This is a genomic window from Flavobacterium gilvum, assembly GCF_001761465.1.
GTDB classification, from domain to species: domain Bacteria; phylum Bacteroidota; class Bacteroidia; order Flavobacteriales; family Flavobacteriaceae; genus Flavobacterium; species Flavobacterium gilvum.
In genome coordinates, this window is sequence record NZ_CP017479.1 from 3,169,792 (window position 1) to 3,185,938 (window position 16,147).

A 16,147-nucleotide genomic window follows, 5' to 3' on the forward strand; every position below is an offset into this window, starting at 1 on the left:
AAAAGGAATTTAAACCGACCAAAAAAATGGAATTCAAAAAGGGAACAATTATAAATCCGCGCCATTTTTTGTTTTCTCCGAAATATTTCACAGATATGCATTTATTCAAAACTGGAACAAAATTGTATTTCACAATCAGCATGTGAATTACATTTGCCAAAATCAACGATGGCAGAATTATCAAAATATGTCTCGAAAAATCATTCATAAGTTTCAAGCATTTCAAGCATTTTGAACGCATTATTCATGACTCTTTTGGAAAAATCATATTTTACCAAAATTCCCGAAACTTCGTAAAACGAAACCCGACAAGCCAGATACACTTTTAATGAATATTTATAAGCCTTTAAATATTCAAGCCAACATTCATTTTCGTTTAAGTTGTGATGAAATTTCAAATAATGAAAAAGGTCTTCGTTTGTAAAATTGTCATTCAATACAAAACTCAAAAACTCAACGATATCACGGTGCTTAAAGTCTATAACCGCCAATTCCCAGTCATAAAACACGGGATTTCCTGAGTAGTCCATAAAAATATTTCTGGAATTAAAATCGTTGTGAATAATTGATTTTTTAAGATTAATCGCTTCGGCTTCTTCCTCAAATAAATCAATATTTCCAAGCAAATTTTTCAATTGTTCGTGATTCGGATGTTCCTCATTTTCGTTAATCAAAAGGTTAAGAAGTTTTTTGTACAAATCCTTCGATTTCCAAGGCGTAAATTCCTGAACGATTTCAAGTTTGCTTATTTCAGCAGTATTGTGAAATTTATTTATAACGCTGATTACTCTAAAAATATCGTCTTTTTTCCATTTTTCGGGATGATTTTCGGAGTTAACGATTCTAAATTTGGAATAATCCAAAAACTCTTGAATAAAAAAGTAAATTTCTCTTTTGGCATCTATTTTAGAACCGTAATATTTAGGAATGAAATGAAATTTTACGGAAACCAGATATTTATAAATTTCTATTTCCTTAATGTGTGAATTGATAAATTCCAGATTTTCCTTTGAAGATTTGAATAAATCGGAAAGTTTTGGGTCAATAGAAGCCGAAATCAAGTGTAATCCTTTAATAACTTCCTCATCTAAAGCTTTGGATTTCAGCAATAATTTGGTCTTTGAAATATTTTCACCATTGTTTTGATGTTTGCTATTTAAAGGAACAAAACCAATCAATTTCTTATTGATTCGCGAAGCAATATTTGTAATAATTCCGTTTTCGATCAAATAATCGTCTGCAATATTGATTTCAAAAATGTCCTTTTGATGGTTTTCGTTTAAAGTAGAAACTAAAAAATCGGAAGTTAATTCAGAACGGGTCAGCCAATTTTTAGGTTTGTTTCTTCCCATTTTTTCGTGCGCTTTCGCAAATTCACCACTTACAATTGCAGAATAAGTCGAGATTTCCAATCCCAATGCAAAACCGCAGATTAATTTGGCCAAACGCTCCACTTTCCCGTTTCCCAAACAACCCATTAATTCCAACGCTTCAGATTGTTTGGGCAATTGTGTTCCTCCACCGACAGTTCCAATCACAAGATTTGTAAGATTTAATTGTAACATTAATCCGTCATCTGTTTTTTTTAAGTTTAAAAAACCGACACTCGACTCGTGTATGGAAGCCAAATCCTGACCCGTTGCCACAAAAATTGCAGCAATCGTATTGGCCACATTGATATTGTAACCAACCATTCCGTTGGAAGCGGTCATTTTTTTTGAAGGCAAAAAACATTGGTACAGTTTTTCGCTGGTGGTTCTTAAAATCTGATTAATTACTTTTTCGGTTAGCTTACATTCAGCAGTAACATTTATTCCCCTGCCATTTTCGATATTGGATTTTGAAACTTTCTTATCAGAAGATCCGTTACCTTCAATGATAAAATCGATTGGATTTATTTGGGTATCCAATTTGAATTTGTCAACAATGTAAAGCATGGCGTGCCAAGTGCAGGAAGTCGTCATGTTCTGACCCGAGGCATCGCCAGTAGTGTAAACGAATTTGACATGGACTACCGAATCCATCTGAATTACTTCAATTTCATTCAGTTTGGCGTGGTTAGAATATTGCTCAGCAACTTTCTTGATATCTTGAAAATTGGCAATTGCATATTTTTTAAATTCCAAAGCTTCATTTACTTGGTTAAAAATAAACATTGGAACTCTGCACATTTTTTGCCAAACAACATTCGCCGAAAATCCTCCGCTATTGGTTATAGCCTTTGCGCCTCTGTTCATGCTTGCAACTAAAGCACCTTCCAAAGTTCCTGCAAGACAATAAACCAATTCTTCGTTTTCATTAAACAAAATCGGCCCTACGATGCCTAAAGGAATTTCGGTACTTCCAACAAAAGACTCAATATTGTTGTTAATATCGTCAAATTCAAGATCTGTTTTAGCAATTTTATTAACATTAAAATTATTCTTCTCCATAAATTCGTGCCTCAACTGTGTAGAAACTTTGGTAACAAGACCTCTTCCGGGAACAACTGGGAATTCATTCATAAAAAAAATGATTTGTCTACTAATTTACTTAAATTTATGTTAAAATATTATTTTAGTGTAAATTATTTTAAAAAATTACTGCAAAACATTAAACCGCTAACTTGTTCATCACTGAAGGTTAAGAAATAATCTTAATTTAATTACGGATAATCATGTCATTTTTAAATTAAACGGTTACTAAAAGACAGAGTGTAGTCTTTTTGTATACGCTTTACATAGCGCGTTTTTTGAAATGCCTCCATAGAATACTTTTATTGTGTATCGCTATTTCAGGACTAGACAGTTACAAAACGTAAAAGCCCATTTCTAACGAAATGGGCTTTTTTCATGGTTTTTTTTAAGAATTGAACCAGCATATACACTCAAATATAATTCGATTTGAATATCCTTTAGAGTTAGCTCGACTGGATTCAAACCAAATCAAAAGCATATCAAACTGACCATATTATTTCAATATTGAGGAGGAAATTAACTGCTCTTATATTTACAAATAACAGATAAACTTAAACCTACATAGAAACAATAATAAATTCACTTCTCCTATTGAGTTGATGTTCTTCTTCTGTACAGTTAGATTTATTTGAAGGTTCGCACCCACAATTATTAAGCAATCGTGATTCTCCATATCCCCTTCCTGCTAATCTACTAGGATTAATACCGTTTTTAATTAACCAAGCGATAGTTGATTTAACTCTTCTATCTGAAAGTTCCTGATTATATTTTGCTGATTGTCTGCAATCGGTATGGGAACGTACATCAATTTTCATTGATGGATATTGGGTCATAGTTACTATTATTTTCTCTAGTTCAATAGCTGCATCTTTTCTGATAAAAGATTTGTCTAAATCAAAAAATATCATCGGAATGCTTAATACTTTTGCTAAATCTGAATCTACCCCGATTGCTTTAATACGCTTTTCTATTTTTAAAGGTAAGTCGGTCTTTCCTGACGTATTGCCAATGACACTGTTTCCTTCATTTGATTCATAATTTTCTTTTGAAACTCTTACGTAATATTTTTTACCACAAATCACATCAAAATGATAATTTCCAAACTGATCTGAGACGCCCTCCTTAAGTTGTTGGTGATTTTCATCAAAAAGAATAACTTTTGCACCTGCAATAATTTCTCCCGATTCCTTGTCTGTGATTATACCTGCCAAGATTTGTTCACAATTAAGTTTTTTTATTTCAGTAAATTTATAAATGTCATCAAATCCATGACCTCCTACTCTATTTGAAGTAAAAAAACCTCTCCTAGTTTTGTTATCTATGATAAAAGCAAAATCATCAAAACCACTATTTATAGGTTCTCCAATATTCTGAGATTCTGATATAGAACCATCTTTTTCAATTTTAGAAACAAAAACATCTAATCCTCCCAATCCGGGATGACCATCTGAAGCATAATACAGTTCATTATCCTCTGTAATAAAAGGAAAAGTTTCTCTTCCTTGTGTGTTTATGGTGGTTCCTAGATTTTCAGGAATTCCAAAAGTCCCATCTGAATTTATTGCAACTTTAAAAATATCAGATTGTCCGATTGTGCCGGGCATATCTGAAACAAAAAATAATGTTTTATCATCATTACTTAGCATTGGGTGAGCAACACTATAGTTATTACTGTCAAAAGGCAATTCGTGTACATTACTCCAATTATTATTCACCAAAGTGGCTTTATATATCTTTAATAAAATAATTCTGTTTCCATCCTTTCCGATTTTTCCATCCAAATAATTATTTCTTGTAAAATACATTGTTTTTCCATCCTTGGTAAAAACAGGTGTCGATTCATGAAACTTAGAGTTAATCTTATTTCGCTGAAACTTAATTGATTCCCCCATAGTTCCATCCGATTTCACTTCGGATGCATATAAATTTGAAAAGTATTGATTATCCCATCTAAATACTTTTTTAGATATACCTCCTGTATCTCTTGTCGAAGTAAAAATTAGTTTGTTATCAAACAAAGTACTGCCATAATCAGAATATTCAGAATTTATTCCGGCATCCCAAATAATGAATCTACCTGAATTAGATTTTATTGTTTCTAAGTAATTTTTATTTTTTTCAAATAATTTTGCTCTTTGGTCAAATCCTGATTTTTCATAAAATACTAATAACAGTTTATCTGCTTTGGCATAGTCCCCAACAGATTTCAAACATTGAGAATAACGATAATAATACTCAGATTCCTGTTCCGGATTCAGTAAAAAAAGTTTGTCATACCATTTTGCTGCTTTTTCAAATTCAGCATTAAAATAATAAGCATTTCCTAGTTTCTGAAATATTTTCTCGTCTTCATACCCTTTTTCTGCAACACCTTCATATATTTTAATTGCGTCGATATATGCAAAACGATTATACAGTTCATCTGCTTGTTTAACTTTTTGAGAGTAAACATTGCTTATTACGTTTAGACTTAAAAATACCAGAATAAATTTTAGCTTTGATTTCATGATGAAAGTATTAAAAGAATCTTGGTGATATAATTCTGTCGATTTTTTTAAACAATTCATATCGTAAAAAAATCTCATGGGAACCATAATTATAATTAGCTAATGTTGTGTTTTCCAAATCATATCCATACCCTATGAACCAAGAATTATTTACTTGAAAACCTACCATACCACTAAATGCAGCACTCCATCTATATGCTAATCCTGCTACAAATTTTTCATTTATCATAAAATTTCCTGATAAATCTACTTGAAGTGGAGCTCCTTCAACCATCTTAGTCAGTAATGATGGTTTAAATTTAACACTGCTGCTTAGATCAAAAACATGACCCGAGATAAGGTAATAGTGGATTTTTTCTTTAGCAACATGACTATTTCCTCCAGTATCTGCATAGCGATCAAAATGAATTGTTTCTAATAAATAAGGTGCTGATAATCCTATGTAAGTATTGTCCGAATGAAAATAAACTCCAGCTCCGATATTTGGTGAAAATTTATTATCGATGTTGGTATCAAAAACATAATCATTCTGATCATAATAATTTAACTTCGTAAAATCAACATTCAACAAATTGGCAGATGCCTTAACTCCAAAAGATATTTTATATCTATACGAAGTATTAATTGAATACGAAAAATCTGCAGAAATATTATTTTCATCTGATGGACCTATTTTATCATTAACAATAGATAATCCCAAACCAACATTAGTATTATTGATTGGACTATGAACGGAAAAATTATTTGTTACAGGCGCTCCATCAAGTCCCACCCATTGGTTACGATGTAAAGCAAATAAACTCAACGTTTCTCGTGATCCCGCATAAGCAGGATTAACAACAATTGTATTATACATATATTGAGTATACTGTGCGTCTTGTTGGGCATTACTTACACCTGTTACAACAATTAGAATCAATATTATTATTTTCTTTTTCACTTGTCTGTATTTAAAAATTCCGAAATATTTTATATTTTTTTATTTCCTATTTAGATATAGGTAACCCGATTTTTTATAAATTTTAGAGTCAACTTCTTTATATTTAACAACATAAAAATAAACTCCAACGGGTAATTCTTCAGATTGTTTAACAGTTACTCTTCCTTCAGAAATTCCTTTGAATGCCCTGTCGTTGTTATTATAATTGTCTCTCTCAAATACCAGAACTCCCCAGCGATTATAAATTTCAACCGAATTCTCTGGATAACATTCTAAACCATCTACTCTAAACAAATCATTTAATCCATCACCATTTGGAGATAGTGAATTAAACACTTCGATTTTACATTTTTGAATGTCTAGAACAGTACTTTCATCACCATTATTTGAATTATTATCCGATAAATCCTTAACAATTTCACCGTTAGGTGTTGTACCATAAACTTCTGCTGTATTTATTACTCTTCCTGCTAATAAATCATTAGCTGTTATTGTATAAGTTCCTTCAAATGAAGTTTTGTCAACTGCACCTGGCTTAAGTGAAATTGGACCACCTGTTATAACAACTCCAGGCAAAAAATCAGATATTGTTATATTAGTCAGAGTTACATTTCCTGTATTTGTTATTACAAACGCATATTTAACCTTCTCCCCAGATTCAATCAATCCATCTCCATTTTCATCTGAAGATGCAATTGTTTTTATCAATGCAATTGATGGATTCTCGACAAATTTCTCCACCGAATTCACTGTGATAGTAAGCATGGCTTTTGAGCAATCACCATCCGCATCACAGACTTGGTAGTTAATGGTTTCCGTGCCGTGCCAATTCGCATCCGGCGTGTAGGTATAAGAGCCGTCAGCGGTCATGGCTATCATGCCGTGTAAAGCACCACCATTGCCCCCGACCAATGACCATACGTTGCCTGCGTCATTGCTCGGGCTGTCGTTAGTTGACACGTTTCCACTTATAGGACTGTCTTCATTTGTAGTGGCGGTATCGTTGACCGCCGATGGGAACTCATCTACAGGGCTTACTGTGATGGTAAGGGTAGCTTTTGAGCAATCACCATCCCCATCACAGACTTGGTAGTTAATGGTTTCCGTGCCGTACCAGTTAGCATCGGGTGTGTAGGTATAAGAACCGTCAGCAGTCATAGCTATCGTGCCGTACGAGGCTCCTCCATTTTCTCCAACCAATGACCATACATTGCCTGCGTCATTGCTCGGGCTGTCGTTGTCTGAAACTTTTCCACTAAACGGAGCATCTTCTTCCGTAGTGGCCGTATCGTTTACTGCCGATGGGAATTCATTCACAGGGTTTACTGTGATGGTCAGCGTAGCTTTTGCGCAATCACCATCCACATCACAAACTTGGTAGTTAATGGTTTCCGTGCCGTACCAATTTGCATCGGATGTGTAGGTATAAGATCCGTCAGGAGTCATGGTTACTGTACCGTGCAAAGCGCCGCCGTTGTTTCCAACCAATGACCATACGTTTCCGCCGTCATTGCTCGGGCTGTCGTTGCCCGAAACTTTTCCGCTTATAGGACTGTCTTCATTTGTAGTGGCCGTATCGTTTACTGCCGATGGGAATTCATTCACCGAACTCACCGTGATGGTAAGCATGGCTTTTGTGCAATCACCATCCGCATCACAGACTTGGTAGTTAATGGTTTCCGTGCCGTACCAGTTTGCATCTGGCGTGTAGGTATAAGAGCCGTCAGGAGTCATGGTTATCGTGCCATTTAAAGCGCCGCCGTTGTCTCCAACCAATGACCATATGTTGCCTGCGGCATTGCTCGCGCTGTCGTTGCCCGAAACGCTTCCGCTGAGCGGAGTATCTTCTGCGGTGGTGGCTGTATCGTTTACTGCCAATGGGAATTCATCTACAGGGTTTACGGTGATGGTGATGGTGGCTTTTGCGCAATCACCATCCACATCACAGACTTGGTAGTTAATGGCTTCCGTGCCGTACCAGTTCGCATCGGGCGTGTAGATATAAGAACCATCAGGAGTCATAGTTATCGTACCGTGCGAGGCACCTCCATTTTCTCCGACCAATGACCATATGTTGCCTGCGTCATTGCTCGGACTGTCGTTGCCCGAAACGCTTCCTCTTATAGGACTGTCTTCATTTGTAGTTGCCGTATCGTTTACTGCCGATGGGAACTCATCTACAGGGTTTATCGTGATGGTGATAGTGGCTTTTGCGCAATCACCATCCGCATCACAGACTTGGTAATTAATGGTTTCAGTGCCGTACCAGTTTGCATCGGGCGTATAGGTATAAGAACCGTCAGGAGTCATGGTTATCGTACCGTGTAAAGCGCCGCCGTTGTTTCCAACCAATGACCATACGTTTCCGCCGTCATTGCTCGGGCTATCGTTGTCCGAAACTTTTCCGCTTAACTGACTGTCTTCATTTGTAGTAGCCGTATCATTGACCGCTGTTGGGAATTCATTCACCGAACTTACCGTGATGGTAAGCGTAGCTTTTGCGCAATCGCCATCCCCATCACAGACTTGGTAATTAATGGTTTCCGTGCCGTACCAATTGGCATCTGGCGTGTAGGTATAAGAGCCGTCAGGAGTCATGGTTATTGTACCGTGCAAAGCGCCGCCGTTGTCTCCAACCAATGACCATTCGTTCCCGCCGTCATTACTCGAACTGTCGTTAGTTGTTACGTTTCCGCTTAACGGAGTATCTTCTGCCGTGCTGGCCGTATCGTTTACCGCCGATGGTAATTCATTCACCGAATTCACCGTGATGGTGATGGTGGCATTTGAGCAATCGCCATCCGCAGCACAAACTTGGTAGTTAATGGTTTCCGTGCCGTACCAATTCGCATCGGCCGTGTAGGTATAAGAGCCGTCAGGAGTCATGGTTACCGTGCCGTGTAAAGCACCGCCGTTGTCTCCAACCAATGACCATACATTGCCTGAGTCATTGCTCGGGCTGTCGTTAGTTGCCACGTTTCCACTTATAGGACTGTCTTCATTTGTAGTGGCCGTATCGCTGACCGCTGTTGGGAATTCATTCACCGAATTCACCGTGATGGTAAGCGTTGCTTTTGCGCAATCACCATCCGCATCACAGATTTGGTAGTTAATTGTTTCCGTGCCGTACCAATTCGTATCGGGAGTGTAGGTATAAGTGCCGTCAGGGGTCATGGTTATTGTACCGTGCAAAGCACCGCCGTTGTCTCCAACCAATGACCATACGTTTTCCCCGTCATTGCTCGGGCTGTCGTTGCTCGAAACGGTTCCGCTTATAGGACTGTCTTCATTTGTAGTAGCTGTATCGTTGACCGCTGTTGGGAATTCATTCACAGAACTCACCGTGATGGTGATGGTAGCTTTTGAGCAATCTCCATCCACATCACAGACTTGGTAGTTGATGGTTTCCGTACCGTACCAATTCGCATCGGGTGTGTAGGTATAAGAGCCATCAGAAGTCATGGTTATCGTGCCTTGCAAAGCGCCGCCGTTTTCTCCGATCAATGACCATATGTTTCCGCTGTCATTGCTCGGGCTGTCGTTGCCCGAAACTTTTCCACTAAACGGAGTATCTTCTTCCGTAGTGGCCGTATCGTTTACTGCCGATGGGAATTCATCTACAGTGTTTATCGTGATGATGAGCGTGGCTTTTGAGCAATCGCCATCCGCAGCACAGACTTGGTAGTCAATTGTTTCCGTGCCGTTCCAGTTCGCATCGGGCGTGTAGGTATAAGAACCGTCAGCAGTCATAGTTATCGTACCGTGCGTGGCTCCTCCATTTTCTCCGACCAATGACCATATGTTGCCTGCGTCATTGCTCGGACTGTCGTTAGTTGACACGTTTCCACTTATAGGACTGTCTTCATTTGTAGTGGCGGTATCGTTGACCGCCGATGGGAACTCATCTACAGGGTTTACTGTGATGGTAAGGGTAGCTTTTGAGCAATCACCATCCCCATCACAGACTTGGTAATTAATGGTTTCCGTGCCGTACCAGTTGGCATCGGGCGTGTAGGTATAAATGCCATCAGCAGTCATGGTTATCGTGCCGTGTAAAGCGCCGCCGTTTTCTCCAACCAATGACCATACGTTTTCTCCGTCATTGCTTGGGCTGTCGTTGTCTGAAACTTTTCCACTAAACGGAGTATCTTCTTCCGTGGTAGCGGTATCGTTTACTGCCGATGGTAATTCATTCACCGAATTCACCGTGATGGTAAGCGTTGCTTTTGAGCAATCACCATCAACATCACAGATTTGGTAGTTAATGGTTTCCGTGCCGTACCAGTTTGCATCTGGCGTGTAGGTATAAGAGCCGTCAGAAGTCATGGTTATCGTGCCATTTAAAGCGCCGCCGTTGTCTCCAACCAATGACCATATATTGCCTGCGTCATTGCTCGGGCTGTCGTTAGTTGACACGTTTCCACTTATAGGACTGTCTTCATTTGTAGTGGCGGTATCGTTGACCGCCGATGGGAACTCATCTACAGGGTTTACCGTGATGGTGAGCGTAGCTTTTGAGCAATCGCCATCCGCATCACAGACTTGGTAGTTAATGGTTTCCGTGCCGTACCAGTTGGCATCTGGCGTGTAGGTATAAGAACCGTCAGGAGTCATAGCTATCGTGCCGTGCAAAGCGCCGCCGTTGTCTCCAACCAATGACCATACGTTGCCTCCGTCCTTGCTTGGGCTGTCGTTAGTTGCCAGGTTTCCACTTATAGGACTGTCTTCATTTGTAGTGGCCGTATCGTTTACCGCCGATGGGAATTCATTCACCGAACTTACCGTGATGGTGATGGTGGCATTTGAGCAATCACCATCCGCAGCACAAACCTGGTAGTCAATTGTTTCTATCCCGTGCCAATTCGCATCGGGTGTGTAGGTATAAGAGCCGTCAGGAGTCATGATTATCGTGCCGTGCGAGGCTCCACCGTTTTCTCCAACCAATGACCATACGTTCCCGCCGTCATTACTCAAACTGTCGTTGCCCGAAACGCTTCCGTTGAGCGGAGTATCTTCTGCGGTGGTGGCTGTATCGTTTACCGCCGATGGTAATTCATTCACCGAATTCACCGTGATGGTGATGGTGGCATTTGAGCAATCGCCATCCACATCACAGACTTGGTAGTAAATTGTTTCCGTGCCGTACCAATTGGCATCGGGAGTGTAGGTATAAGAGCCGTCGCTTTGCATACTCACGGTGCCGTGTAAGGCGCCACCGTTTACTCCGACCAATGACCATACGTTTCCGCCGTCATTGCTCGCGCTGTCGTTGCCCGAAACGCTTCCGCTGAGCGGAGTATCTTCTGCCGTGGTAGCTGTATCATTTACTGCCGATGGTGAATCATTCTTGGATACATAAATAGTCAATACTCCTTCATCGCTAAGACCAGTAGGGTCTTCAACTCGATATCTTATAGTTACAGTACCGTTATAGCCAGGTGTAGGAGTAAAAATAAATGAACCATTATAGGTAGGATCCCATTCGATAGTACCTTGATCAATAGTTGGTTCTTCCAACGGTAAAAATTCGAGCTCAGATAATGTGTTATTACCATCCGAATCATTAGTCGCAACTGATCCGGATACCACTGCAGCTGAGCGAGAAATGAAATTATCGTCTATAGCAACTGGGGCAATAGCAACCGGAGCAATACAATTTGGTTGAGCAAAAGTTGTTGAAAAGGCACTGGTACAACCATTCACCGTTTGTGTTACCGTATAGGTTCCAGAAGTATTAACCGTAACGCTTGATGTCGTCTCGCTGGTACTCCAAAGCAAACTACCTGTTGCATTTGTTGACAAAGTCGATGTCCCATTGCAATTATCAACTGCCGATACCACAGGAGCAGAAGGAATAGAATTTACTGTCACCATCACACTTTCACAAGATGAATAACAAGAACCGTTTTCCCATCTTGCATAATATGTTGTTGTTGCCTCAGGTGCCGTAATATTCAATGGATTTCCAGTTCCTACGAGGGTTTCTCCACAACTTGTTGTATACCATTTTACGTCTGTACCAGACCCACCCGTTACACTTAAATCAATATTTCCAGAATCTCCAGAACAAAGATTTTCTCTATTGGCACTTGCAATTACAGGAGATGTAGACGAAGTCACCACAGTAACTGTTGGAGCACCACTTATTCCTGTAGACAAATCAGAATTAGCATCTTTAACAGACACAATAGCATATGTTGTTGTTGCACTTGGATTAACTAAAATATTAGTCCCTGATATATAATTCGAAATCGTTCCTACTCCATTATCAATTGTAACTGTATAAGGAGAAACACCCCCCGTTATGGCTATAGAAAGATTGGCTCCAACTCCGCTACAAATCGTAGCTTCACCTGATAAAACCGAAGCCGTCGGGCCTGAAGTTACAGTAATGTCGGCTGTTTGTTCCAAGGTATCAATACAATTGGTTCCCAATCTTATTGCTCTAACAGAAAGTGTCGCTGTGGAAGTTAATGGAGATGAAGTCAACGTTATTGTACCACCTGTTCCTAATTTGGATGAGCCACTAGTGGAAGCTCCGTTATAAATTTGATAAATTACGCCATTTTCGGAATTATTTACTGTCATAATAATGTTTGATCCCGAAGGAACTGCATTTGACGAAACTGTATAAGTTGGACTATTTGAAGGGTTTACGCAAACAACTGTTTTCCCTACCGATGCATTTCCTTCGCAATTAGTTCCGGTAGAAGCTGTTGCAGTCACAACACCTCCACAATACAAATCGCAAGTGGACGAAAGTCCTGAAATCGCCCAGGTTCCTCCTGTAACTGTAGCTGTTGAACCTATTTGAAAACCATCTATATACAGTCTGATAACATCACCGTTAGTCCCTGTTCCACTTACAACATCCGAACATTCCAAAATGTCATCCGCATTGATGACCGGTACATTAGACGATTTTGTCCCTACTACAACCGCATTTGAAGTCACACTGGTATTAAGACATAAACTGTTCAGTACTTTAGCTGTTATCGTATGTCCTAAAGCTATACTAAGACCCGTGGCCTTCCAAGTGCCTGTTGCTGAAACAGTAGTGGTAGAACCTGCTACAGTTCCATTATCATATACTTGAATTACCGTTCCGGCTGCTTCTGCTGAAGTTCCTGAGACAGTTGTAATTGCAGATGATGAACAAAGCGGAACATTTACTATAGGAGCAAGTGCTGTTCTGGTTACGGTCGTTGTTGCCGTTGGTGAAACACACTTAGTGGAAGCAATTGCTTCCACTGACAATGTTTGACATTGATTTCCTGAAAGTGATACATCATTGACTGTCCAGGCACCTCCTGAACCTGTTTTTGTCGTTCCCAACGGTACTCCATTGACATATAAATTTACTATAACTCCAGATACATTATCAGGAGAAGCAACTGTTCCAGACACAGAAGTAGAAGTGGTCAATACAGGTACCGTAATTGTTGGAGTACCGGTCGCTGTTTGTGAAGAAGCATATTGGCAATCATACGTTTTAGCCGATTCACACTTGCCCGGTTCCTGATAAGTAAATGAATATGCTGCAGAAGTAAAACACTGTCCTGTCTTGCATTGAAATGAAGCGGTTACGGGACTTCCCGATGAAGTTGCAGGATTCTGATTGTACGGAGCAATTAAATTTGTTGTAGGCACAAGATTTCCACTAGCATCGTACCATCTTACAATTGTTCCTGCCGGATGACCGTTCACGGTTAACGCATATCCTTTACTTCCTGAGACCTTAACAATGTCACTCGTCGCTGGTTTTGATGTCACCGTCGCACAACTCACAACAGTAACCGGATTACAATTGTCTATGGATACCGATTTGCCGGGAGCAGTGGCCGTTGCTGTTATCACATTACCTGAATCAAGCGCCGGGCTTATATTTGTAAGTTCCCAAACACCAGAAATTACCACAGTACTACCAATAGATGTACCGTCTTTATAAACAGTTATTAGCGTTCCGCTAGCTTCCGATGAAATTCCAGAAACCGAAGTCGCTCCCTTATTTATGTTGTTAATCCCTGGACAAAATGATCGAGCTGTACACACTGATCCGGGAGTACAAGGTGTATAATTATTTACAATAGCAGTCATTGCTCTTTCAAGGCTTCCATAGGCAGCATCATCAATACCCGCCAAATCTGAAGCTGAACTTGTATGACAAAGCGTAGATGCCTTGGCTGCCATATTATCTATAATTACCATACGCATTGGTGTAGATGTCGTAATGCTAAATTTTGAAGCTAAATCACTGAACTTTACAAAAAAGTCATAAAAATAATCCGGGTCCCCACAAGAAGTTGTCAAAGCAACCGATTTTTGATAATTGGTTGTTCCTAAATATGAAATTACCGGAGTACAATTCATATTGTTCACATCGTAAACGAATACTCCGAATTTTGTCGCTAATACAATTTCAATTTCAAAACCTGGATTTGTACTGGAATACTGTGGATCTTTATTAGGTCCCGTTCCTCCAAACAATCCATCGGTATCAATCAATATACTATAACTTTTAGCATTCGGTGCAGTTTTACCCATCCTCATCCGAAAAAGCCAGTTTCCATTACCATCAAGATACGACTGAACAGGATCCCTATCACCTTTATCCACAAAATCAGTGAATCCACAATTGGGTCCCGATTCTAAATCGCTATTAGGCTCAACCGAAACAAAAACAAGCGGTTTATAAGCTATTTCGCTTTCTGCACTATCATCTGCTACAAAACCAGTTGTTTTCTTGGAGGAATATCCATCTCCATCGGGATCAAGTACGGCTCTACCTGCCCCAGTAGCTGGTTCATAAATCAATCCAGGCGTAACCTGAGCATCTATTTTTACAAATGAGAAAACAAAAAACAGTACAAAGAAGATTTGATAACTGCCCAAGAAAAATTTGATTTTGGAAAAAAAGACTTGATTCATAAAAATTATTTTAGAAAGTTATTCCCTTGTCGATCCTAAAATAAGGATCCAAAGGCCTCACGTTCCAGATTTGACTTACTATAAAAACTGATCGAAGACATTGTCTCCATCATTCACGCGGGTATCAATCGCATTCATACCAAAGAAATCCGACCAAGGATTATTATGATTTTGAGTTTGTCAGTAAAACATACAAAGGTTAGAGTGACAATAAATATTTAGTCTAATTTGTTTTACCATATTCTGATGCTTCAAAGATTACTTAAACCTGTATCGCGTAGTAAGTAAAATCAGTACCATCTTTAGCTTTTGAACTATTAATAACCCAATATACAGGACACTCTATATTCAATAAAGCATAAACCAAGCCATAAGGTTTTAACCCATTATTGAGAGTTTGAGGGACAATACCCATATTAATAATAAATGAACCTGAAGGAATTTCAATATTCTGACTTGTTTGTGCTCGGATTTTAAAACAATTTACAAGCAAACTAATACACAATAAGACAATAAATAGTTCTTTTTTAACAACCTTGTACTTTGATGATACAATGAAGTTATCATTGGCAACATTAATTATACTTCTTTTGGAATTATTATTCATTATGCGAAAGGATTTAAACATTTTTTTTACAAATACAATACTGTATTCATTATCAGACATCTAACCAAATAAAACTTAATTAAAATTGCCAATTTTACTATATTCACGAATTCAATTCTACTTAACATTGACCTATCAGTTCAAAGGCATTAAAATCATACAATTGATAAAATGATTGTTCAGTTCAACAATATTGTTAAGGTATTTGGATTGCTTAATTTCTGATTTAAACTATTGTTATTTATCCTAGTTATAAAAGACGCTAACTACATCATCTGTCTTCTTCTATTTAATACAAAATCAACTATATTTCTAAAATATCGATTCCTTAATATCTTAGTAACATCGGTGAATATTGACTTTAATGTTGGGTTTCATCGATTCTTACATTAATGCCAATTCTAAGTATGTGTTTCTTCATTTTTTCTTCAAAAAAATAGTGCAGACAAGTATCAAACACTTACTTTTTAGATAATCAATATCACGCTTGGTATTTTCATTATTTTCTCAACATTTTAATCTAAGCTTGCAATTACTTCCTAAATAATATTAGATTTTGGAAAACAGGGATTTTTAATATTCATAAATTTCAAAAGTCAAATTCATTTTCTAGATGTGATTGAAATTTCAAATTTACCCATGTTAATTATTTCCAAAATTAACATAAAAAACATTTAAAAAAATAGATAAAAAGCAAATTTCATCGTTA

Annotated in this window: 5 protein-coding genes; all 5 read right to left on the reverse strand. The window is 38.4% G+C overall.

Features of this window, described 5'->3' with window-relative positions:
- Window positions 1-200: 200 nt before the first annotated feature.
- The 5 genes from EM308_RS13115 to EM308_RS13135 all read right to left on the reverse strand — a co-directional run bounded on the left by EM308_RS13115 (window position 201) and on the right by EM308_RS13135 (window position 15,438).
- Window positions 201-2,504 carry a phosphotransferase gene (locus tag EM308_RS13115; RefSeq protein ID WP_051877638.1) on the reverse strand — a complete coding sequence of 768 codons (2,304 nt, stop codon included), beginning with the start codon at window positions 2,502-2,504 and terminating at the stop codon, window positions 201-203.
- Window positions 2,505-3,013: 509 nt separating this feature from the next.
- On the reverse strand, window positions 3,014-4,963 hold the full coding sequence (locus EM308_RS13120) for an OmpA family protein (RefSeq protein WP_035634023.1): 1,950 nt from the start codon (window positions 4,961-4,963) through the stop codon (window positions 3,014-3,016).
- 10 nt (window positions 4,964-4,973) lie between these two features.
- On the reverse strand, window positions 4,974-5,903 hold the full coding sequence (locus tag EM308_RS13125) for a PorP/SprF family type IX secretion system membrane protein (protein ID WP_035633988.1): 930 nt from the start codon (window positions 5,901-5,903) through the stop codon (window positions 4,974-4,976).
- Window positions 5,904-5,942: 39 nt separating this feature from the next.
- Complete coding sequence (locus tag EM308_RS13130) at window positions 5,943-14,831, reverse strand: Ig-like domain-containing protein (protein ID WP_035633985.1); 8,889 nt, start codon at window positions 14,829-14,831, stop codon at window positions 5,943-5,945.
- A 262-nt stretch (window positions 14,832-15,093) separates the two neighbouring features.
- Complete coding sequence (locus EM308_RS13135) at window positions 15,094-15,438, reverse strand: hypothetical protein (RefSeq protein WP_156101295.1); 345 nt, start codon at window positions 15,436-15,438, stop codon at window positions 15,094-15,096.
- Window positions 15,439-16,147: the final 709 nt, after the last annotated feature.